Below are 22,837 nucleotides of genomic sequence, written 5' to 3'. Positions count from 1 at the left end.
TTCGACCTCGTCACCCGGTCTCACCGGACGGCTGTTCTGGCATGGGTCCTCAACCTCTCGAACGGGAGCTGGCGACGTGCGCGTATTGCCTCACTATGCAGGCAGCAGGCACGACGGCCGGCTCCTGGATTCTAGGCGCCCATCGCCCCCGCCCGTGCATCGGCCCTCGTCGTCGGGGCCTCGCTCGCACCGGATCCGCTCCCGTCGATGACATCGGCGATCCGGGCGAGCGCGGCCTCGCCCGCCATCGCCCAGTGCGTGGCGTCGATGCCGTGCCGGTGGACGGCGCCCTCGACGGCGTCTGCCCAACTCGCCGCGCCGCGCGACCCGCTGGGGTCGTCGACGGTGGCGGCGAAGTAGACGAGGTCGCCGTCGAAGCGGCGCGGACGGTAGTCGTCGACCATCCGCATCGAGGCGGTGGCGGCGTCGATGATGCGGGCGATGCGGGCGCGGTCGAGGGCGGCCAGTGGTCCGCCGATGTTGGCGGCCGCGTCGGCGAGACCGTCGGTATCGAAGGCGAGATCGTCACCGGCGAGGCCGCCGAGCAGGTCGCCGACGGTCGGCATCGGGGTCTGTTCGGGTCCGTCGCCGAGCCAGCTGTCCATCATCGCCAGCTGTGCCACCTGCTCACCATCGGCTTGCAGACCGGTGGCGACGGCGTGGGCAAGGAGCCCGCCCAGCGACCAGCCGAGCAGGTGGTACGGCCCTTCGGGCTGCACTTCGCGGATGGCCGCGATGTAGCGCTGAGCCCAGTCCTCGATGCTGACGGGCAGCGGTTCGTCGGCGGTGAGGGCAGGCGACTGCAACCCGTAGATCGGGCGCTGCGGGTCGAGGTGGCGGGTGAGCCCGGCGAACGACCAGGACACACCGCCCACGGGGTGGATGCAGAACAGTGGTGCGCCGGTGCCGCCCGCACGCAGCGGCAGCAGTACCGCGAACGCGTCGTCGGTCGAATCGACTTCGGCGCGTAGCCGTTCCACGACGACAGCGGGTGTGGGATCGGTGAAGAACCACGCCACCGGCACCGCGCTGCCCAGCGCTTCACTCAGTCGCGAGGACAGCTGGACCGCGGTCAGGGAGTTGCCACCGAGGTCGAAGAAGTTGTCGTCCATGCCGATTCGGTCCAGGTCGAGTACCCGGGCGAAGGCACCCGCCACGAGTTGCTCGGTCTCGGTGATCGGCGCCCGGTAGGTGGCTTGGCGCAGTTCCGGTCGGGGCAGCGCGCTCCGGTCGAGCTTGCCGGACGTGTTGACCGGCAACGCGTCCAGCTCGAGCACCACCGTCGGCACCAGGTAGCCGGGCAATTCCGCGGCCAGCGCCGAACGCAGTGCCACCGCATCGAAGCCCGAACTATCCTGCGCCGCACCGGCTCCGGCACGGTCGAACTCCTGGCGGCGCGCCATGACGACGTAGGCGACCAGCCGGTCGGCGCCGACCCCGGCCACCACCGCGGCCGCGGCCTGCGCGACCCCCGGCCGGCGCTGCATCGCGGCTTCCACTTCACCGAGTTCGATGCGCTGACCGTTGAGCTTGACCTGGAGATCGCCACGGCCCACGTATTCCAGTGCGGGAGCGTCGGTTCCACGCAGCCGCACGAGGTCGCCGGTGCGGTACATCCGAGCGCCGGGCGCACCGAAGGGATCCGGCACGAACCGCTCCGCGGTGAGCTCGGCCGCCCCGACATACCCGTGCGCGAGCTGCGCACCGCCGACATACAGTTCCCCGGTCACCCCGGGCACCACGGGTCGCAGCCGCGCATCGAGCACGTAGAGCCCGGTATTCCACACCGGTGCACCGATCGGCACCGTCACGACGTCGCTTTCTGTCACCACATGCGAACTCACCTGCACCGCGGTCTCGGTGGGCCCGTACAGGTTCACCACCTCCGCGCCGGTCAGCGCCCGCACCTGTTGCGCCAGCGCCGCGGGCAGTGCCTCGCCGCCCGCGAACACCCGCCGCAGCGGACCGACGGCTCGGTCGGTGTCGGCCCGGTCGGGGCGTGCCCGCAGGTGCGCGATGTAGGCCGCGAGCAGCGTGGGCGCGAACTGCACGGTGTCGATGCGGTGTTCGGTGACGAGTTCGGCCAGGTAAGCCGGATCACCGTGGCCGCCCGGGCGGGCGATGACCGTTCGCGCGCCCACCCGCTGCGGCAGCAGCAGTTCCCAGATCGAGGCATCGAAGGTCGTCGGCGTCTTGTGCAGCACGGTGTCGCCGGCGGCGAACCCGAAACGCTGTGCCAGCCAGTCGAGTTGGTTGACGATCGCGCGATGCGGAACACCGACGCCCTTGGGCAGACCGGTGGACCCGGAGGTGAAGATCACGTACGCCGTGTGCTCCGGGAGCAGGGGCGACACCCGCTCGGCGTCGGCGATCGGCCCGGCCGGGAAGCCCGCGAGATCGACGGTGTCGAGGGCGACCACATCGTGCCCGCGCACCGGGAGGTCCACGACATCGCGGCTGGTGGTGAGCACGCACACCGGTTGTGCGATCCGCAGGATGCGGGTGATCCGCTCGGCCGGATGATCAGGATCGATCGGCACGTAGGTTCCACCCGCCGCCAGCACCGCGTACACGCCGACAAGCAGGTCGGCCGAGCGCCGAACGCCCACCGCCACCGCGTGATCCGGTCCGACACCGTGTTCGATCAGATGACGGGCGAGCCGGTTCACCCGCGCCGCGAACTCGGCGTAAGTGAGAACAGTGTCGCCGTCGACGAGCGCGACAGCCTCCGGTGTCGCGGCGACCTGGCGGTCGAAGGCACTCGGCAGAATGCCCACCGCGTCGGCATGCGCGGTGTCGCGCCAACTCTCGAGCATCCAGCGGTCGTCGGCGGTGAACAGGTCGACATCGCCGACCCTTACCTCCGGATTTGCCGTCACCGCATCGAGCATCCGCACGTAGCCCTCGGCGATGCGTGCCGCCGTCGCGGCGTCGAACAGGTCGGTGGCGTAGGTCAGACTCACCGCGCAGCCACCGTCGGCGGTGTCGGCGAGTACCAGGTCCAGGTCGAACTTGGCGACGGCGGCATCGGCTTGCAGTCCGGTCACGGTGAGGTCGGGCAGGACCACCTCGACCGGGCTCGCGGCCAGGTTCTGGAAGGCGAGCATCACCTGGAACAGTGGGCTGTGCGCGGTCGAGCGGGTCGGGTCGAGCACATCGACGAGCCGCTCGAACGGCACCTCCGCGTTCTCGAACGCGTCCAGGTCGACCCGCCTGGCCTCGCGCAGCAGCGCGGTGAACGAGGCGCCGGGATCGACACCGGTCCGCAGCACCAGCGTGTTCACGAACATGCCGACGAGATCGTCGAGTGCCTGCTCACCGCGGCCGGCCACCGGAGTGCCGATCGCGATGTCGCCGGTGCCGCTCAGTCGTGCGAGCAAAGCGGCCAGCGCGGCGTGGGCGACCATGAACTCGCTCCCGTCGGCGCGACGAGCCACCTGCCCCACCCGCTGCCATACCGTCGGCGGCACAACGGTGTCGACGCTCGCGCCGCGATGCGATGCGAGGGCCGGACGCGGCCGGTCGGCGGGGATGTCGAGCAGTTCGGGCAGCCCGGCCAGTTCGCCGCGCCAGAATCGCAGCTGTCGTGCGGCGACCGACTCGGCGTCGTCCTCACTGCCGAGCACCGCCCGCTGCCACAGCGTGTAGTCGGCGTACTGGACTTCCAGTGGCGCCCAACCGGGTTCGGCACCCGCGCGGCGGGCGAGGTAGGCGGCGGTGGTGTCGCGCAGCAGCGGCCCGGCGGAGAATCCGTCGGCGCTGATGTGATGTATCACCACCACCAGCACCACTTCGTCAGTGGCACAGCGCAGTACGCGCACCCGCACGGGCGGGGCGGCGGTGACATCGAATCCGCGCCCGATCTCCGCCGCGACGATCGCCGGTACGGCGATCGGATCGACCGTCTCCACCACCGGCGTCGGCACGAACTCCCACACCGCCTGATGCCCGATCCCATCGATCGCCGGGTAGGCGGTGCGAAGCACCTCGTGCCGGTCGAGCACATCGGTGACCGCGGCGGCCAGCGCGACGGCATCGACATCGCCGGTGAGCCGCACCGCGATCGGGATGTTGTAGGCGGCGGTTTCGGGATCGAGGCGATTGAGCAGCCACATGCGCTGCTGGGCGGCCGACAGCGGAATCCGCGCGGGTCGCGCACCCGCTGTCAGCGCGATCCCCACGCCACTGCCTGCCTGCACGGCGAGCGTGGCCGCCAGGTCGATGACCGTGGTGGCTTCGAACAGGGTCCGCACCGGCACCCGGGTCGACAAGGCCGCACCGAGTCGGGCGGCGACCCGGGTCGCGATGAGCGAGTTGCCGCCGAGTTCGAAGAAGTCGTCGTCGAGACCGACCACCTCGCGCCCGAGCACCTCACCGAACACCTCGGCTACCGCGCGCTGGGCCGTCGTGACCGGGGCACGGAAGGGCCTCGCCACGAATTCCGGTGTGGGCAAGGCTTTCCGATCGAGCTTGCCGGACGTGTTGAGCGGGAACGCGTCGAGCACGACGATCACCGACGGCACCATGTAGGACGGCAACACCGCGCCCACGGCCGACCGCAGCGCGGCCGGATCCAGCTCGACGCCCGGCGTCGGCACCACATAGCCGACGAGCCGGTCACCGGTCGCGCTCGCCGAGACCACCGCCGCCGCCTGACCGACCCCGTCCGATCCCCGCAACGCGGTCTCGATCTCCCCGAGCTCGATGCGCTGACCGCGGAACTTCACCTGGAAGTCGATGCGCGCCAGGTAGACGAGCACGCCGTCGCGAGTCCAGCGCACCAGGTCGCCGGTGCGATACATGCGGGCGCCCGTCGTGCCACCGGAGCGTGACCCCGCGCCGGCAAAGGGGTCCGCGACAAAGCGATCCGCGGACAGATCGGGCCGACCGAGGTAACCGCGAGCCAATTGCGCACCGGCCAGGTACAGCTCACCGGCGACGCCCGGAGCCACCGGCCGCAACCGCTCGTCGAGCACGTAGACCCTGGTGTTCCACGCGGGCACACCGATCGGGACGGTCTGTCCGGTCGCGCCGTCGGCGGGCCAGGCGGTGACCGAGACGGCCGCTTCGGTGGGCCCGTACAGGTTGTGCACGGGGGCCGACGATTTCGCACGCAGTGCGCCGACCGCCTCCGGGGTGAGCGCCTCACCGATCGCGAGGACCAGCCGCAGACTCGCCAGCTGGTCGGCGTCGGCGTGCGCGGCGAACATCGCCAGCATCGACGGCACGAAGTCGACGACGGTGATCTGCTGCGCGGCGACGAGTTCGGCCAGGTAGATCGGGTCGCGGTGTCCGTCTGGGGTGGCGAGCACCAGTGTCGCGCCCGCGGCGAGCGGGGCGAAGAACCCCCATACCGACAGGTCGAACCCGGCCGCCGACTTCTGCAGGTACACGTCGTCACCGTCGAGCTGGTACCGCTCGATCAGCCATGCGATCTGGTTGTGGATCGCGGCATGGCTCATCGCCACGCCCTTCGGCCTTCCGGTCGAGCCGGAGGTGAACAGGACGTAGGCCGCATTCGAATCCCGCAGCGGTGCACGGCGTTCGCCGTCCGCCACCGGGTGGCCGGGGTACCTGCCGGTGTCGATCTCGTCCACCGTGACGACCCGCGGGTCCGAAGAACCGCCGAACTCGTCCCCGCTGGTGGTCAGCACGAGCCGGGGGGGCGCGGTGTCGAGGATCTGGGCGATGCGGTCGGCCGGGTGGTCGGGGTCGACGGGCACGTAGGCGCCGCCTGCGGTGAGCACCGCGTACATGGCGACGACGAGGTCGATCGAGCGCCGCATCGCCAGGGCGACGAGGACCTCGGGGCCGACGCCTTCGGCGATCAGGTGACGGGCCAGCCGGTTCACCCGGTCGTCGAACGCCGCGTAGGTCAGTTCCGTGCCGTCGAAGACCAGTGCCGTAGCAGCAGGATGCGCCGACGCCTGGGCGCGGAATGGCGTGAGCAGCGTTGTGGTGCGGTCGATTTCGTGCGCGGTGGCATTCCAGTCGTCGAGAATGCGGTGCCGCTCGGCGGGCTCGAGCACATCCAGGGAATCCAGCGGAGTGCGCGGGGTGGCGGCGACGGCGGCGAGCAGCCGTTCCAGGCGCGCACCGATCGTGGTGGCGGTCTCGGTGTCGAAGACGTCGTGCGCGTAGGTGAGCACGCCCGTGACGCCGGCGGCGGTCCCGTCGGCCGCGTACTCGTCGCTGACGATGAGATGCAGATCGAACTGCGACAGCTCGTTCTCGGTGTCCAGCCCCGACACGGTGATCCCCGGCAGCGCCAGTTCGGCACGTTCGAAGTTCTGGAACGAGAAACCGACCTGGAACAGCGGATGCCGAGCGGTGGAGCGGGTCGGATCGAGCACCTCGACGAGTCGCTCGAACGGCACCTCGGCATTCGCGTACACCGCCACATCGGTGGCGCGCTGGCGAATCAGCAACTCCTCGAAGGACTCTCCCGCGCGCAGGCGAGTACGGAAGACCAGCGTGTTGACGAACATGCCGATCAGATCTTCGAGCGCGGCCTCACCACGCCCGGCGACCGGCGTACCGACCGTGATGTCGGCACTGCCGGACAGCCGCCCGAGCAGCGCGGCGAACGCGGTGTGCACGACCATGAACAGCGTGGCCCCGGCGTCCCTGGCCAGTGCGCCGAGTCGAGCGTGGGTGTCGGTGTCCAGGGTCACCGGCACGGTGCCACCGGCGAGGCTGCGCACGGCCGGGCGCGGCCGATCCAGCGGCAGCGCCAGCTCGTCGGGGAGGTCGGCGAGTTCGCCGCGCCAGAAGTCGAGCTGGCGGGCGGCCACCGAGCCGGGATCGGCTTCGTCGCCGAGCACGGCCCGTTGCCACAGCGCGTAGTCGGCGTACTGCACCGGCAGTGGCGTCCACTGCGGTGCCGCACCGTCGCGACGTGCGAGGTAGGCCGTCATCAGGTCACGCACCAGCGGCGGCATCGACGAACCGTCGGCACTGATGTGGTGCACCACCATGGCCAGCACTGCCTCGTCGGCGCTGATCCGATACAGCACCACCTGCCACGGCACACCCGCGGTGACGTCGAAGGTGGTGGCGGCCAGCGCCGTCACCGCCCCCACGATCTCGGCCGTGTCGACATCGCGAATCCGCAGTGCGACACCGGCTTCGCCGACAGGCAGGATCCGCTGTTCCGGCCCGTCGGCGGTCTCGGGGTAGAAGGTCCGCAGTACTTCGTGCCGACCGACGAGATCATCCACCGCGGCGGCGAGCGCGTCCAGGTCGAGCACGCCACTGAGTCGTACCGCGATCGGCACGTTGTACCCGGCCGAATCCGGATCGAACCGATTGAGGAACCACATGCGTTGCTGGGCGGGCGAGAGTGGAATCGAAGCAGGCCGCTCCCCCGCCACCAGCGCCAGTCGGGCCGCGCCGCCGTCGGCATCGAGCGCGGCGGCCAACTCGGCCACCCTCGGCGCCTCGAAGATCCGCGCCACCGGCACCTGCCGGTTCAACGCCGCCCCGAGCCGCGCCGCGACCCGGGTCGCGATCAGCGAGTTGCCGCCGAGATCGAAGAAGTCGTCGTCGGCGCCCACCAGTTCGACACCGAGAACCTCGGCGACGACTCCGGCCACCAACTGCTCCGACGGCGTCGCCGGAGCACGGAATGCACGAGCGACCAACTGCGGCGCGGGCAGCGCCCGCCGATCGAGCTTGCCGGAGGCATTGATCGGCAGCGCACCGAGGACTACGAACGCGCTCGGCACCATGTAGGCCGGAAGTGCCTTCTGCAGAGACGCTTTCACCAGGTCGAGGTCGATCGCCGCGATACCGGGTGCGGTCGCGTCGGCGGACCCGCCGTCCCTGATCTGTCGCGCGGGAACGAGGTAGGCGGTGAGGTACTCGCCCGTGCCGTCGTCGCGGACGGTGACCACGGCGCGGTCGATGGTCTCGAGCCCCGCGAGGACAGCCTCGATCTCGCCGAGTTCGATGCGCAGACCACGGAGTTTCACCTGGAAGTCGTTGCGGCCCAAATAATCCAGTTCACCCGAGCGGGTACGGACCACGAGGTCGCCAGTGCGGTACATGCGCTCGCCAGGGGCGCCGAGGGGGTTGGCGACGAAGCGGTCGGCGGACAGGTCGGGGCGGCCGAGATAGCCGCGCGCCAGTTGGACGCCGGCCAGGTACAGCTCGCCGGGCGTACCGACGGGAACGGGCCGCAGGCGCGCGTCGAGCACGTGCAGGGCGGTGTTGGCGACCGGGGCGCCGATCGGCACCGTCACGGTGTCGGCGTCGGTGACCTCGTGGAAGCTGACGTCGACGGCGGCCTCGGTGGGCCCGTACAGGTTGTGTACCGCGACACCGGGGATCAGCGCGCGCAGGCGCTGGGCGTCCGCGGCCGGCAGCGCCTCGCCGGAAGCGAACACCTGCCGCAGCGAAACACAGTCGGCGGCAAGCGGTTCGGTGAGGAAGGCCGCCAGCATCGACGGCACGAAGTGGGCCACGCCGACTCCGGTACGGGTGATGAGCTCGGCCAGATACGCCGGATCGCGGTGCCCGTCCGGGCGGGCGATCACCAAGGTGGCGCCGATCTGCAAGGGCCAGAACAGTTCCCAGACCGAGACGTCGAAGGTGATCGGCGTCTTCTGCAACACGGTGCCCGCGGCATCGAGCCGGTAGGCGTCCTGCATCCAGACCAGGCGGTTGACGATCGCGGTGTGGGTCACCGCGACGCCCTTGGGCTTGCCGGTCGAGCCGGAGGTGAACAGCACGTAGGCCAGGTCCGCGCCACGCAGGGGCCGGATCCGATCGGCATCGGTCACCGGGTCGGTAGCGAACCCGGACAGGTCGAGCGCGGCGGGCTCGACCACGCGCGTGCCGGTTTCGGGGAAGTCGGAAGCTGCCAGCACACAGACCGGTACCGCGGTCGCGAGAACATCGGCGATCCGGTCTGCCGGATGATCGGGGTCCAGCGGAAGGTACGCGGCGCCGGCGGCCTGCACGGCATAGATCGCGACCAGCAGATCGATGCCGCGCCGCAGCCCGACACCGACAACAGCACCGGGTCCGACCTGCTCGTTGATCAGCCACCGAGCCAAGCGGGCGACGCGAACAGCGAACTCGCCGTAAGTGATCCGTGCCTCTTCGAATTCGAGCGCCACCGCGTCGGGAGTACGCACGGCTTGGGCGGCGAACAGCGAGACGAGTGTCGCGTCGGCATCCAGCGGGGCCGCGGTGTCGTTCCACGCCGCGAGTTGGTCGGTCTCTGCCGCATCCATGAGATCGATCTCGCCGACCGCCGTGCTGTCATCGGCGACGACCGCGCTCAGCACCCGCACGAAGCGCGCACCGAACTCGGCGACCGTGTTGTGATCGAACAGGTCGGTGGCATAGCGCAGCCATCCACGCATACCTGGTTCACCTGCGGCACCGACGATCTCGTTGATCGCCAGCGACAGATCGAACTGGGTGGTCGCGGCGGGCAGCGCGAACTCGTCGATCCGCAGCCCGGGCAGCTCGATGGTGGTGTCCTCGCGATGCTCGAACGCCAGCATCACCTGCACGATCGGCGAATACGACGTGGAGCGCACCGGATTCAGCTCGTCGACGAGCCGCTCGAACGGTAGGTCCGCGTTCGCGAAGGCCCGCAGATCGGCCGCTCGCACCTCGGCGAGCAACTCGGCGAACCCGGCACCGGCGTCGACCGCTGTCCGCAGCACGAGGGTGTTGACGAACATGCCGACGAGATCGTCGAGCGCGGCATCGGCCCGCCCGGCGACCGGCGTGCCGACGAGAACATCCGCGCCGGCGCCCTGACGAGACAGCAGCACCGCGAACGCCGCGTGCACCACCATGAAGGTGGACACCCCGTGGCGTCGGGCCAAGGTCTCGATCCCGGCGACCACCTCGGCGGGCACATCGAACCCGACCGCGCCACCCCCACCGCCGCGCACAGCGGGCCGGGGCCGATCGGTCGCCAATTCGAGAGCCGGCGCGACCCCGGCCAATTCGTCGCGCCAATGCGCCAGCTGCCGCGCCAGCCGCGACTCCGGCTCGGCGGCATCGCCGAGTACGGCGTGCTGCCAGAGGGTGAAGTCCGCATACTGCACCGGCAACGGCTCCCACACGGGAGCTGTCCCCGCAGCGCGCGCGGTGTAGGCGGTGATCAGGTCACGGGCCAGCGGCGTCGTCGACACACCGTCGGCGGCGATGTGATGCACCGCGAGCACCAGCACATGCTCGACCTCGTGCGAACCTGCGTGATCGACCGCACCGGGGCGTGTCACAGCGTCGCCCGATCGGCTACCGGCAGGTTCGATGTGCGCAGCGCGACGTAGCAGCGCGGCGCGCAACGGGGGCTGGGTGGTCAGGTCGTAACCCTCACCGATGATGGTGCGCACCGTGTCGGCCAGATCGGCCTCGGTGATCTCTCGCACGACGGTGGCGGGCAACACCGCGTCGACGGGGAGAACCACCTGGGTCGGACCGTCGGCGTCTTCCGGGAAGACGGTGCGCAGTGATTCGTGCCGGTCGAGGACATCGGCGAGCGCCGCCCACAGGGCATCGGCGTCGAGGTCACCGGTCAGGCGCAGCGCGATCGGCATGGTGTAGACGGCCGAGTCGGGGTCGATCCGGTTCAGCAACCACAGGCGAGTCTGTGCCAGCGACAGCGGGATTCGATCCGGGCGCGGTCGCACGACGCTCAGCGGGGGCGACTGCTCGCGGCCGGTGCCCGCACGCTCGGCGAGTCCGGCGACGGTCGGGGCGTCGAACACATCGCGAACGTCCAGCGCACTGCCGAGGGCCGCATTGGCTCGGGCCACGAGTCGCATCGCGAGCAGCGAGTTGCCGCCGACGGCGAAGAAGTCGTCATTGGCACCGACGCGCGCCACCCCGAGCAGTTCGCCGATCACACCGGCGAGCGTGGTCTGCGCTCCCGGTCGCGGCGCCACGTATTCGGTGGTGGTGGACAGATCGGCGGCCGGCAGCGCGGCTCGGTCGAGCTTGCCCGCGGAGTTGAGCGGCACGGTATCGAGCACCACCAGGTGCGAGGGCACCATGTAGGCGGGCACCCGGCCCGCGACGTGCGCGCGCACCGCCACGATGTCGACATCGCCCGCGACGTACCCGACCAGGCATTGGCGGCCCGCGTCGTCGGTGGCGGGCAGCACGGTCGCGTGGGTGACGCCGGGTGCGTCGCCGAGGGCGGCCTCGATCTCGCCCAGCTCGATCCGCAGTCCACGAATCTTCACCTGGAAGTCGTTGCGGCCCAAGTAGACCAGTGCGCCGTGGCGATCGCGGCGCACGAGGTCGCCGGTGCGATACATGCGGGCACCGTCGACCCCGAACGGATCGGCGACGAAGCGGTCGGCGGTCAGGTCGGGCCTGCCGAGGTAGCCGCGCGCCAGCTGATCGCCCGCGAGGTACAGCTCGCCCGCGACGCCGCCGGGCACCAGGTGCAAGCGCTCGTCGAGAACATAGGCGCGCACATTCCAGGTCGGCCTGCCGATGGGCATCTCGGTCTGCTCGACCGGCGCGGTGATCTGCTGGAACGTGCTGGTGATCGCCACTTCGGTGGGGCCGTAGGTGTTGTGCAGCTCGCCGGGGATCGTGGCGAGCACGGTCGCCGCGAGCGGGGCGGGCAGTTCCTCGCCACCCACGTGCAGCATCCGCAGTCCGCTCAGCGCATCGCCGAGCCCTTCGGCCAGCATCGCGGCCAGCACCGACGGCACGATCTCCATGATGGTGACGGCCTGTTCACGGATCACTCGCGCCTGATACGCCAAGTCGAGGTGTCCGCCGGGCCGAAGAAGCACCAGCGGGGCGCCGAGCAGGGCGGGGGCCAGCAGTTCCCAGAGCGAGACGTCGAAGGTGAGTGGCGCGCGCTGCAGGAAGCGGTCCGCCGCCGTCATGCCGTATTCGCCACGCAGCCAGCAGATTTCGTTGACTACGGCACGATGCGAGATCAGCACACCCTTCGGCATACCGGTGGAGCCGGAGGTGAACAGCACATAGGCCGGGTGCTCGGGGCGCAGCGGCGCAAGGCGCTCGGCATCGGTGAGCGGTGCGCTCGCGATGGCGCCCGGCACCGATTCCTCGAGCTGTGCGACGGTCAGCACCGGGAACCCGGAACGCGACGCGGCAGCGAAATGCACCGAGGCCGTGGCGGATCGGATCCCGCTGTCCACATGGTCGAGGTCACCGGCGCCCGCGACTACGACGAGTCGCGGGGTCGCCGTCGCCAGCACATGACCGATGCGTTCGGCGGGCTGGGTCGCATCGATCGGCACGTACACCCCACCGGCGGCGAGCACACCGTGCAGCACCACCAGCAGTTCGATACTGCGTGGAACAGCCACGGCCACGGGCGTTTCCGGGCCGACTCCGCAGTCGATCAACCTACGGGCGAAGCGGTTGGCCCTGGCGGCGAGCGCACCGTAGGTGATCTCGGCACCTTCGAATATTGCCGCGACGGCCTGCGGATCACGCGCGGCCGCCGCATCGAGCAGGTGCGCGGCCAGCGGGGCGCGCACGCCCAGCTCGGCCAGTGCGCCATCGAGTGCCACCACGTCACCGTGCGGACGCGGCGTGATCTCGTCGGCGTCCGCGAGCAGGGCGAGGTCGCCGACCGCGGTGGCGGGCGCCGTGACCGCGTCACGCAGCAGGCGCTCGAGCATCCCCACCATCGTCACGACGGTGTCGGCGTCGAAAAGGTCGGTGGCGTAGCGCAGTTCGAGGTCGAGGCCGTCGGGCGCGCCGTCCGGGGCGAAACGGTCGACGAAGGTGAAGTCCAGGTCCACCTCGATCGGCGCGTCCGGCAGGGTCAGCCCCGACAGCGTGAGACCGGGCAGTTCGAACGCGGTCCTGCGCTGGTTCTGCAAGGCGAGCGAGATCTGATACAGCGGTGAGTAGCCCTGTGAGCGAGCCGGATTCAGCGCGTCGACCAGGCTTTCGAACGGCACATCGGCATTGTCGAAGGCATCGAGGTCGCCCGCGCGGACCTCGTCGAGCAGATCGCCGAAGCGGGTATCGGCGTCGACCCGCGCACGCAGCACGAGTGTGTTGACGAACATGCCGACGATGTCGTCGAGCTCGCGATGACCGCGACCGGCCACGGGTGTGCCCACGACGATGTCGCCACCGGCCGAGAGCCGTGCCAGCAGGACCGACAGTCCCGCGTGCAGCACCATGAACGGGCTGGCACGGTGTGCGCGAGCCAGTTCCTCGATGCCGCGATGCAGGTCGGCGTCGAGGGTCGTCGTGAAGGTGGCGCCCCGGTTGGACGCGATCAGCGGCCTGCGCCGGTCGGCGGGCAGCGTCAGGACATCGGGCAGGCCCGTGAGCCGGTGTGTCCAGTAGTCGAGCTGGCGAGCCAGCGGTGCGTCCGGGTCGTCGGCGCTGCCGAGGCCCTCGGTCTGCCACAGCGCGTAGTCGGCGTAGTGCACGGCCAGCGCGGGCAGCTGCGGTTGCGTGCCCGCCGCGCGGGCGGCGTAGGCGGCCACCAGATCGCGGGTGAGCGGGCCCATCGACCAGCCGTCGGCCGCGATGTGGTGCACGACGAGCACCAACACGTGCTCCGTCGCCGTCACCCGGAGCAAGGCGGCGCGCACCGGCACCTCGGTGGTGATCTCGAAACCACCGGCGAGGACGTCGACTACCGCCGCGTGGACATCTTCGGCCTCGACCTCGGCGACAGCGAGGTCGGGCACGAAGGCGGGTCCGACGAGTTGCGTTGCCTGCCCGTCGAATTCGGGATACGTCGTGCGCAACGTCTCGTGCCGCGCGATCAGGTCGCCCAGCGCGCCACGCAGCGCGGTGGTGTCGAGTTCACCGCTGAGGCGGATCGCGACCGGGATGTGGTACGCGGCGGAGTCCGGATCGAAGCGGTGCAGGAACCACATCCGCTGCTGGGCGGGCGAGAGCGGAATCCGCTGTGGCCGTTGGCCCGCCACGGGTCCACGCCTGCTTCCCGTCCCACGCAGCGCGTCCAGCCGCACGGCGAGTCCGTCGACGGTGCTCGCCTCGAACAGCTCCCGCACCGGCACCCGAGCATCGAGCGCGGCACCGAGCCGCGCCGCCACCTGGGTCGCCAGCAGGGAGTTCCCTCCGAGGGCGAAGAAATCGTCGCCCGCGCCGACGCGGTCGAGGTCGAGCACCCCGGCGAACGTCGCGGCGACGATCCGCTCGGTGGCGGTGGCGGGCTCCCGGTAGTCGAACTGCCGCGTATCCGGCGCGGGCAGTGCCCGACGATCGAGCTTGCCGGACGCGGTGACAGGCAACTCGTCGAGGAAGACGTAGGCACCCGGGACCATGTAGGAGGGCAGGATCGCGGCGATCGCGGCGTCGAGGTCGGCGGTGGTAGGCAGTGCCGAGGAATCGACGCCGACGACGTAGGCGACGAGCTGATCGGGCCCGCCTTCGTCCGAGCGGACCAGGACGGCGACCCGACCGACGCCCGGAACCGAGGCGATCGTCGCTTCGATCTCGGCGGGCTCGATACGCAAGCCGCGCAGCTTCACCTGGAAGTCGGTGCGGCCCAGATAGTGCAGCGCCGGGCCGCCGGGGCCGGTGCGCCAGGTGACAAGGTCGCCGGTGCGGTACAGGCGTTCGCCGGTGCCGAGGGGGTCGGCGACGAAGCGTTCCGCGGTGAGGTCGGTGCGGCCGTGGTAGCCGTCGGCGAGCTGCGAGCCCGCCACATACAGCTCGCCAGGGACACCGGCCGGGACGGGGTGCAGGCGCGAATCCAGCACGTAAACCCGGGTATCGGCGACCGGTGCGCCGATCGGCACCACGGCACTCTGCTCGTCGTCGGCCTCGTGTGTGGTGACCTGGATGGCGGTTTCGGTGGGTCCGTACAGGTTGACCACGGTCGCGCCGGTGCTCGTGCGCACCCGTCGCGCCAGGTCGGTCGGCAGCGCCTCACCGCCAGCGAAGACCAGTCGCAGCGAATCTGCCTGCGCGGAAGCCGGTTCCGCCGCCACGGCGGCCAGCACGGACGGCACGTACTGGACGACGCTCACCCGATGGCGCACGGTGGCCGCCGCCAGGTACGCCGGATCACGATGCCCGTCGGCGGTGGCGAGCACCAGCCGCGCCCCGACATGCAACGGCCACAACAGTTCCCACACCGACGCGTCGAAGGTGAAGGGAGTCTTCTGCAGCACCACGTCGTCGGCGCCGAGCGGGTAGGCACGCTGCAACCACCGCAACTGGTTCACGACGGCCTTGTGCGGCACTGCCACACCCTTCGGCCTGCCGGTGGAACCCGACGTGAACAGCACGTAGGCGAGGTGCTCGGGACGCAGCGGTACCACCCGCTCGTCATCGGTGATCGGATCGCCGGACAGTTCCGACAGGTCGAGCGCATCGACCTCCAGCACCGACTCCCCCACAGCCACACCACTTCCGGCAACAACCAGCACACAGACCGGGGCCGTCCGCGCCAGCACATATGCGGTCCGCTCGGCCGGATGATCCGGGTCCACCGGCACATAGCCTGCCCCAGCCGCGAGCACCGCGTGCACCGCCACCAACTGCTCCACACCACGACGCATCGCGACCGCGACCAGCGAGCCGGGGCCGGCCCCGAGCCCGATCAGATGACGGGCCAGTCGTGCGACGCGTACACCGAACTCCGCGTACGAAAGCTCCACTGCGGTCAGGGAATCAGCAGCGGAACGCAGCGACACCGCTGGCACCGCTCCCCCGGCGCGGTGTGCGGCGATGGCATCGACCGCCGCGTGTTCGAGCCGGGAAATCGCGCTCGAGGACACCTCGCTTCCCAGGGGCGCGCCATCCGCAGCCACCCGAGCATCGAGCGCGCGCGTCGCTGTCGTAGCGGCTGTCGACGCGTCATCGGCCGCGGTGGGGTCCGTGTCGACGACCACGGCGATCGCATGGGGCGTTGCGGCAGCTTGCTCAGCGAGAAGCGAGGCGAGTGTCGCGACGTGGTCGGTCTCGGTGGCGGTGTCGTTCCACGTGGTCAGGAGTTGGGTCTGCTCGGCCGGGTCGAGAAAGTCGAGGTCGCCGACGGGGCGGGTCGGGTCGGCGAGGACCGCGGTGAGTACGCGGTGCAGACGGGTGGCGAAACCGGCGACGGTGGCGGCGTCGAACAGGTCGGTGGCGTACAGGAAGGCGCCGGAAATACCGGTGGGAGTGCCGTTCTCGTCGCGGTGCTCGGTGAGGGTGAGCTCGAGGTCGAACTTGGCGACGCCGGTGGGCAGGTCGAAGCCGGCGACGGTGAGGCCGGGGAGGGCGAGTGCGCTCGGGGTGTCCTCGTTGAGCGACAGCATCACCTGGAACAGCGGGTTGCGGGCGGTGGAGCGGACCGGATCGAGGATCTCGACGAGGCGCTCGAACGGCACGTCGGCGTGGCCGAAGGCGGCGAGGTCGGTAGCGCGGACCTGGGCGATCAGCTCGGTGAACGAGGTCGCGGGCGCCACGTCGGTGCGCAGGACGAGGGTGTTGACGAACATGCCGACCAGATCGTCGAGCGCGCGTTCACCACGCCCCGACACCGGTGTGCCGATCGCGATATCGGTCGTCGCCGACAACCGCGCCAGCAGCACCGCGAACACCGCGTGTGCCGCCATGAAGACCGTAATACCCTGCGCCCGAGCGAATTCGGCGAGGGTGCGGTGGGTTTCGCCATCGATCTCGACGCTGTGCATCGCACCACGCCGGGAAGCGATCGCGGGCCGGGTCCGGTCGGTGGGCAGGTCCAGCTGCTCCGGTACCCCGGCCAGCGCGTCACGCCAGAACGAGAGCTGCTTCGCCGCAAGAGATTGCGGATCGGCCGCGTCACCGAGCACCACGTGCTGCCACACGGCGTAGTCGGCGTATTGCACGTCCAACGGCGCCCAGCTCGGGTGCTCACCGATGGCTCGCGCACTGTAGGCCGTGAGCACGTCCCGGATCAGGGGTCCGAACGAGAAGCCGTCGGCCGCGATGTGGTGCAACACGATGACCAGCACATACTCCGCACCGTGGACGTCGGGTTCCGAGGAATCCGCGTGCGCTGCCGCGGTGTTCGCGGCAACGCGGAGCAGGGTCGCGCGGATCGGGGCGTCGACGGTGAGGTCGAAGCCGATGGACGCGAAGGTGCGTACGGCGTCGGGCACCTCGGCCGCGCCGACGATGCGGGGGTGAACCTCGGGAACGAGGCCGACCGCCGGAAGGATCTCGGCGATGGCGTTGCCGTCGAGCTCCGGGTAGCGGGTGCGCAGGACCTCGTGCCGATCCAGCACGTCGACGATCGCCGCCTGGAGTGCGGCGATATCGAGCGCACCGGTGAGCCGGACCGCCATCGGGATGTTGTCGGTGGCCGAGCCGGGGTCGAAGCGGTTGAGGAACCACATGCGCTGCTGGGCGGGCGAGAGCGGAACGGGATCGGGGCGCGGTCTGGCCACCAGCGCGGGGCCGGTGCCGGTGCCACGCAGACGGTCAGCGGCCGCGGCCAACGCCAGCACCGTCGTGGTATCGAAGAGCTGGCGGATCGGGATGCGGATGTCGAGGTCGGTGCCGATGCGGGCCATCAATCGGGTGGCGAGTAGCGAGTTGCCGCCCAGGTCGAAGAAGTCGTCATCGCGGCCGACCCGGTCCAGTCCGAGCACTTCGGCGAACGCGGCGGCCACCACCTGCTCGGCCGCGGTTTCCGGCGCCCGGTAGGCAGCGGTTTCGAAGACCGGCGCGGGCAGCGCGGCCCGGTCGAGCTTGCCGACCGGGGTCAGCGGCACGGCGTCGAGGGCGACGATCGCGGCGGGCACCATGTGCGCGGGCAGGTGTGCGGCGGTATGCGCGATGAGGGTCGCGGTGTCGATCGTGGCGCCGGCGACGGGCACCACGTGGGACACGAGCAGGGTCGTGCCCGCGTCGGTCCGGTGGCCGATGGTGGCGGCGAAGTCCACCGAGGGATGGCGGGCGAGAACCGCGTCGATCTCGCCGAGTTCGATCCGGAAACCGCGCACCTTCACCTGGAAGTCGTTGCGGCCCAGGTACTCCAGATCGAACGAGTCCTCGCGCCGCACCCAGCGCACGGTGTCGCCGGTGCGGTACATCCGCTCACCGGGCGCACCGAAGGGATTGGTGACGAACCGTCCGGCGGTCAGCGCGGGCCTGCGGTGGTACCCGCGCGCCAGCTGCGCACCGGCGATGTACAGCTCGCCGACCACCCCGGCCGGCACCGGTCGCAGCCGCTCGTCGAGCACCAGTTCGGTCGTGCCCTCCACCGGTGCGCCGAGGGTGACCGGCGTTGTCGCACCGAGGGGTTCGCTGATATTGGTGACGATGGTCGTCTCGGTCGGACCGTAACCGTTGCGGAAGATCAGACCCGGGATCGCGGCAGTCCAGCGTGCCACCAGTTCCACGGGGCACGCCTCGCCACCGACCACCACCACTCGTAGCTCGTCGAGCCCGTCCGGGTTCACCGTCGCCAACGCCGAGGGGGTGATGACCACGTGGGTCACCCGCTCGACCCGCAACAGTTCGCCCAGCTCGACCCCACCGAACACTCCGGCAGGCGCGACAACCATCGTCGACCCCTCGGTCACCGTCAGCAGCAGCTCGGCCACGGAGATATCGAACGACGGCGACGCCACATGCAACACGCGCGCATCGGCAGCGGCCAGGTAGCGCCCGGCCTGCACTGGCAGATACGCCGCGACCGCGCCGTGCGGAATCACCACGCCCTTGGGCAGACCGGTGGTGCCGGAGGTGTAGATGACGTAGGCGGGATCCAGCGGATCCACCGCGCGATCGGCTGTGGCGCCACCGGTTGTCGCCGTGGTGGAACCGAGACCATCGAGCGCGAGCCAATTCACCGTGCTGGGCAAGTCCGCCGCCACGGCCTCGATCGTGATGCCCGCCGCCGCACCGGAATCGGAGAGCATGTGCGCGATGCGATCGGCAGGGTAGTTCGGGTCGACCGGGAGGAAGCCCGCGCCGGACTTCACGACGGCCCAGATCGCGGTGACCGAGTCGGCGGAACGCGGAATGCTCACGGCGACGAGGTCGCCCGCACCGATGCCGAGATCGGTGAGACGGGCGGCCAGGCGGGTGGATGCGGCGTCGAGCTCGCCGTAGGTCAGGGTGCGGGCACCGTCGCGGATGGCGATCGCGGTGGGATCGGCGGCGGCACGCGCGAGCACCTGCGGCAGCAGCGGGGCGGGGGTGGACGGGCCGCCGGTGCGAGCGGTGAGCTCGGCGAGTTCGGTGTCGATCAGCAGGGGCAGATCGGCGACGGGGGTCTGCGGGGCGGCGGCGATCGCGGCGAGCAAGCCGGTGAAGCGGGACACCATACGGGTGACGGTCGGCTCGTCGAACAGATCTGTGGCGTAGGAGAATTCACCGGACAGACCCATGGCCGGAGAATCACGCAGGGTCAGCGACAGATCGAACTTCTCGATGTCATAGGGCATATCGACGGCGGCAGCACGCAGACCGGGCAGTTCGAATGTCGTCGGCGGCAGGTTCTGCAGCGACAGCGCCACCTGGAACAGCGGATGGCGACCGGCCGAACGCGACGGCGCGAGCACCTCCACGAGCCGCTCGAACGGCAGGGTGGTGTGGTCGAAGGCGGCCAGGTCCCCGGTGCGGACACGGCCGAGCAACTCGGCGAACGGTTCGGCGCCACGCACCTGGGTGCGCAACACGGCGGTGTTGACGAACATGCCGATGACGTCGTCGAGTTCGGCGGCGCCGCGACCGGCGACCGGCGTGCCGATCGCCACATCCGCAGTGCCCGACAGGCGGGCGATCAGCACCGACAACGCCGCGTGCAGCACCATGAACAGGGTCGCACCCTGTTCTGCGGCAACAGCATTGAGTGCCGCGACCACCTCGGCATCGAGCTCGAACGAGACCCGGCGCCCGTGCATCGACGCCATGGCGGGGCGCGGCCGATCGGTCGGCAGGCTCGACTCGTCCGGCAGTCCGGCCAGCGAGTCCCGCCAGAACGCGATCTCACGCCCGGCTCGGGAGTCGGCATCGGCTTCCTCGCCGAGGACCGCCCGCTGCCAGAGGGTGTAGTCGGCGTACTGCACCGGCAACGGCGCCCACTGCGGCGCCGCGCCTTCGGTACGCGCGTAGTAGGCAGCCATCGTGTCGCGCACCAACGGACCGGCCGACCAGCCGTCGGAGGCGATGTGATGCACCACCAGCACCAACACGTGATCGCCGTCGACCTCGAACAGCCGCACACGCACGGGGGGCGCGGCGACGACATCGAATCCACGCAGGATCACCTCGGCCAATACGCCGGGGAGTTCACCAGCGCTGACGCTGACAGGATCGAGCAGTTCGGCAGCGAGCGATGCGAGCGCCTCGGTGACAGGGAGGACGAGCTGCGTCCCCACCCCGTCGACCTCGGGATACACCGTGCGCAGCACCTCGTGCCGCACGATCAGATCACCGACCGCCGCCCGCAACGCGTCCTGATCCAGCACACCCGACAACCGCACCGCGATCGGAATGTTGTACGCCCCGGTCTCCGGATCGAACCGGTTCAGGAACCACATCCGCTGCTGCGCGGGCGAGAGTGGCACCACTGCCGGACGCGGACCCGCGACGAGCGCGGGCCGGTCGTCGGCCACCCCGTCCTCGACCAATTTCGCCAGCACCGCGACGGTCGGGCTGTCGAAGAAGTCGCGAACATCTACCCGCACACCGAAATTCGCCTGCAACCGGCCGATCGCACGGGTGGCGATCAGCGAGTTGCCGCCGAGGCGGAAGAAGTCGTCGTCCAACCCGACGGTCTCCACATCGAGCAACTCGGCGAACATCGCGGCGACAGAACGTTCGGCCGCGGTCCGAGGCTCCCGGAACACGGCGGCGGAAACTCGGAAATCGGGCTCCGGCAGGGCTTTCCGATCCAGCTTGCCGCTGGCGTTGGTCGGCATCGCGTCCAGCTGCACCAGCAGCGAGGGCACCATGTACTCGGGCATCGACGACTTGGCGTGCGCGACCAACTCGGCCTCGTCGAGTACCGCCCCGTCAAGGCTCACCACATAGCCGACCAGCGCCTCACCGGCGGCATGCCGATGCAGCACCACCGCGGCATTGCCGACCCGAGGATGCGCGGCGAGCACGGCCTCGATCTCGCCCAGCTCGATCCGCAGACCACGAAGCTTCACCTGGAAGTCGGTGCGCCCCAGGTATTCCAGCTCACCGCGCGACTCCCGCACCAGGTCACCGGTGCGATACATGCGCTCACCGGCCACGCCGTACGGGTTCGCCACGAAACGATCAGCGGTCAGTCCGGGCCGCGCGACATAGCCGCGAGCCAGCTGAACACCGGAAAGGTACAGCTCGCCGACGACCCCGACGGGCACCCGATCGAGATTCTCGTCGAGCACCAGCAGCCCGGTGTGATCGGCCGGACCGCCGATCGGCACCGACACCTCGTCCGCCGCGGTCACCTCGTGCGCGGTGACGTCGACAGCCGCCTCGGTCGGCCCGTATAGGTTGTGCAGCGCGGTCGACGACAGCGTGCGCAGCCGCGCGGCGGTGGCGGCGGGCAGCGCCTCGCCCGAGGCGAACACCATCCGCAACGTCGACAGATCCACGTCGGCGCCCAATTCACCGACGAACGCGGCCAGCATCGACGGCACGAAGTGCGTCACCGTGACCCGGTGCTGGGCGATCAACGCCGCCAGATACGCGGGATCACCGTGGCGACCCGGCTCGGCGATAACGAGCCGAGCACCGACCTGCAAAGGCCAGAACAGCTCCCACAACGACACATCGAAGGTGTAGGGCGTCTTCTGCAAAACCACGTCGGCCTCGGTCATGCCGTAGCGGCGCTGCCGCCACACCAGGTTCGCCACGATCGCGCCGTGGGTCACCGCCACACCCTTCGGGCGGCCGGTGGAACCCGAGGTGAAGATGACGTAGGCCGTATTGCCGGCTCGCACCCCGGACACGACCTCCCCGGGCACCGCGTCCCAGTCGATGTCATCGGTGCGCAGCGACGGTACGCCGTTCAGATCCGGCTCATCGCCGACTCTCGTCACGACCACCACCGGCCGCGCCACCTCGAGCACATAGTGCAACCGGTCCACCGGATGATCGGGGTCGAGCGGCACATACGCGCCGCCCGCGTGCACGATCGCGTGCACGGCGACGATCAACTCGACGCTGCGTCGCAGCGCCACCCCGACCAGCATCTCGGGCCCGACACCCAACTCGACCAGTCGCGCCGCCAGCACCCGCACCCTGGCATCGAATTCCGCATAGGTCAGCACCTCGTCACCGAACTGCACCGCGACCCGATCAGGCGTGCGAGCGACCTGCGCGGTGAATCGATCGACCAGCGTCGCGGCGGCCGACGGTTCCATCCCCAGCGCTGCCATCGCATCGCCCGCGAGCGAATCGAGCAGTGCACCGAAGGCCCCGTCGGCGGCATCGACCACGGCGGGGAACACCTCGGCGAGCACCACCTGCACGAGCGTGTCCGCGTCCAGGGCCCCACCGGTGAGCTCGGCCATCAGCGTGAGCTGGGCATCGAGATCGGCATAGGACACCGCGGCACCGTCGAACTCGACCGCGATCCGCGCCGGATCCATCGCCGCGACCGTCGCCACCAGCGCCGCCAGCTGTTCTGTTTCCGCGCGCGCCGGAGTGGGGTTGGTCATCGCACACTGCCTTCCATTACCGACCGCGGGTAACGCCACGCGGCCGCACAAACTCTCGGAACTCCCCGGCTCGCACCAGGATGAGGTGGATCGGCGCGGGGGCGGCCAACCTCGGGCACCCTGCCCGAAATCCACCCACTCACACCGGATTCAGTGCGATCGGCTATGACACGATCGCGGCAATCCGGCTCGCCGCCACGCAACCAGCAATGACTCGGTTATCTCCCGACCTCCATCGTCGACCCCGA

The 22,837-nt window shown here is 70.2% G+C and carries 1 protein-coding gene; it reads right to left on the bottom strand.

The window, feature by feature from the left end; genetic code table 11:
* Positions 1-131: 131 nt before the first annotated feature.
* Positions 132-22,589, bottom strand: coding sequence for a non-ribosomal peptide synthetase (locus tag IBJ82_RS02275; protein WP_194824278.1), 22,458 nt, complete (start codon positions 22,587-22,589; stop codon positions 132-134).
* Positions 22,590-22,837: the final 248 nt, after the last annotated feature.

The sequence above is a fragment of the Nocardia sp. XZ_19_231 genome, from assembly GCF_015355705.1.
GTDB lineage: Bacteria > Actinomycetota > Actinomycetes > Mycobacteriales > Mycobacteriaceae > Nocardia > Nocardia salmonicida.
The sequence above is the reverse complement of the archived record's forward strand: the minus strand, read 5'-3'. Positions and strand labels throughout refer to the sequence as shown.

Coding starts and splice junctions, on each gene's coding strand:
- IBJ82_RS02275 (WP_194824278.1), bottom strand. CDS start 22,589: ATGACCAACCCCACTCCGGCGCGCGCGGAAACAGAACAGCTGGCGGCG.